The sequence below is a fragment of the Hymenobacter terrenus genome (genome assembly GCF_000972495.1).
In the GTDB taxonomy this organism is placed as follows: Bacteria; Bacteroidota; Bacteroidia; order Cytophagales; family Hymenobacteraceae; genus Hymenobacter; species Hymenobacter terrenus.
Window position 1 is genome coordinate 1 of the sequence record NZ_LATM01000095.1, and the last position, 2,157, is coordinate 2,157.

Sequence of the window (2,157 nt, forward strand, 5' to 3'; positions counted from 1 at the left end):
CGAGCAAGCGGGTGCCGTGCGCCTGGAAGTGCTCGATGGCCTGGGTCGTATCGTGGCTGTGCTCGTCGATGGGCAGCAGAGCGCTGGCCCGCATGAGGCCGTCTTTGAAGCCCCCGCTCGTCAGGGTTCGGCCCTGTTCAACGTGCGCCTGATCACGCCCACGGGCACTTCCTTCTCTCGCTTAGCCCTGGACAAGTAAGCCTAATCCTTCCTTTCTGAGCTACAAAAGGTCTGTTCCTCCCGGGGCAGACCTTTTTAGTGTTATCGGGAAAGTACGGTATTACTGAACCTCAATTTCGTGTCGTTGAACCATGGATTCGTGTCGTTTATCAGCTATAGCTGATAGCACATTGTTATTCAGCGACAAAAAAGCAAAATTTGATCCGGCAACGTTCCCAGCATAATCAATTACACCTCACCCTTTTCCTGATAGTCATGAGAAAACTTTTCCTGTCGTTACTACTAGGCGTCGGAGCTTGGTCTAGCGCGCACGCCACCGAGTACTATGTCTCTAACACGCAGGGTAATGATGCCGTCAATGCGGGGGGCATCAACAACCCGTTTAGATCCATTCAGTACATCGCTAACTTAAAAAACTCTGCTGGCCAGTTCGTTCTCAGAGGAGGCGACATCGTCAACGTACGGGGTACTGGCACGGCTTACACCAACGCGGACATCGAGAGTAATAAATACAACGGTGCGTCCGTGAACATCAATGCCTCGGGCTCGGCTGGCAATTATATCGTCTTCCGCGGCTACCCCCAAGACCCCAACAAGCCCTTGATCAAATTCTCCAGTTGGGAAGGCTTCAGCATTAAGGGCAATGTGTCCTATGTGGAAATCAACGGCTTCCGCATTCAGGGCAACAATGCCAACTTGACTGCGGCCAATGCCCGCAGCCAGCGCGGCAGTTGCCAAAATCCAGATGGTGAATGGCAGGACGAATACAACGGCTCAGGCATTAGCGCGGAAGGTACCAGTGCTGGTACACCCCACCACCTGCGCTTCATCAACAACGAAATTTTTGAAGCCGGTAATTGCGGCATTGCCGCTATCAAGTCGGACTATGTCACCATCGAGAATAACCTGATCTACAACAACACTTGGTATACCATCTTCGGCGGCAGCGGCATCTCCGTACTTACTAGCAGGTACTACAACTCAACCTCCCAGAATGACACGGGCTACCACACGATTATCCGCAACAACCGCTGCTTCGGCAACCGCCTCTTCGTGAAGTGGTATAATAGGGATAGCGATGCAGCAAATAAATGTCAGGGCATTACGGACGGCAACGGCATCATCATCGACAAGCACAAGCGAAGCAACTACTTCGCCCGCGTCCTGGTGGCCAACAACCTCTGCGTGAACAATGGCGGGGCCGGCATCCAGACCTATCTATCGGACAACGTCGACATCGTCAATAATACGCTCTACCGCAACTCGACGAGCCCGGAACTGAGCAACGGCGAAATCTTCGCAAATGACTCTGACAACATTCTCATCCAGAACAATATCTCCTCATCTTCGTCTGGGGAGCGGGTCTTCTGCAAAGCCAACGCCACCCGGAACATCCGGTTTGTCAACAACCTGTTCTTCGGTCCCACCATCACCCAGTCGGGCACGAACATTACCAGCACCGGCACGGTCGTCGTCAATGGTACCTACGTTCCTACCGGCCCCAGCAGCAGCGCCGAAACGGTCACCATCCCGCTCGGCAGCAACAAGGTAGCCGACCCCTTGTTCGTGAACCCAACCACGGACCGGACGACGGCGAACTTCACCCTCAAGACCAACCCAGCGAGCCCGGCCATCAACGCCGGCGCCAGCAACTCGGCTTCCAGCACCGACTTGGCGGGTAACCCCCGCGTGAGCGGCGGCACCGTGGACATGGGCGCCTACGAAAGCACCACGAGCACGCCTCCCCCCGCCAGCTGCGGCGTGGCAACAAGCCTGAGCACGTCGGGCGTGAGCAGCACCGGCGCGACCCTGGCCTGGACGGCCGTCTCGGGGGCCTCGTCCTACAACGTGCGCTATCGCATCTCGGGCACTACGACCTGGACGAATACCACCAGCACCACCGCCAGCAAAGCCCTCACCGGCCTGACCGCCTCGAGCACCTACGAGTTCCAGGTCCAGACCGTGTGCAGCAGCACC

General features: G+C 56.4%; 2 protein-coding genes. Both read left to right on the forward strand.

Annotated elements, in window-relative coordinates; genetic code table 11:
* Positions 1 to 199 (forward strand): hypothetical protein (locus tag WX88_RS31155; protein WP_046247467.1); only part of this gene is annotated, 199 nt, incomplete at its 5' end.
* 236 nt (positions 200 to 435) lie between these two features.
* The coding region (locus WX88_RS26585; protein WP_046247468.1) for a choice-of-anchor Q domain-containing protein at positions 436 to 2,157 on the forward strand (1,722 nt) is incomplete at its 3' end.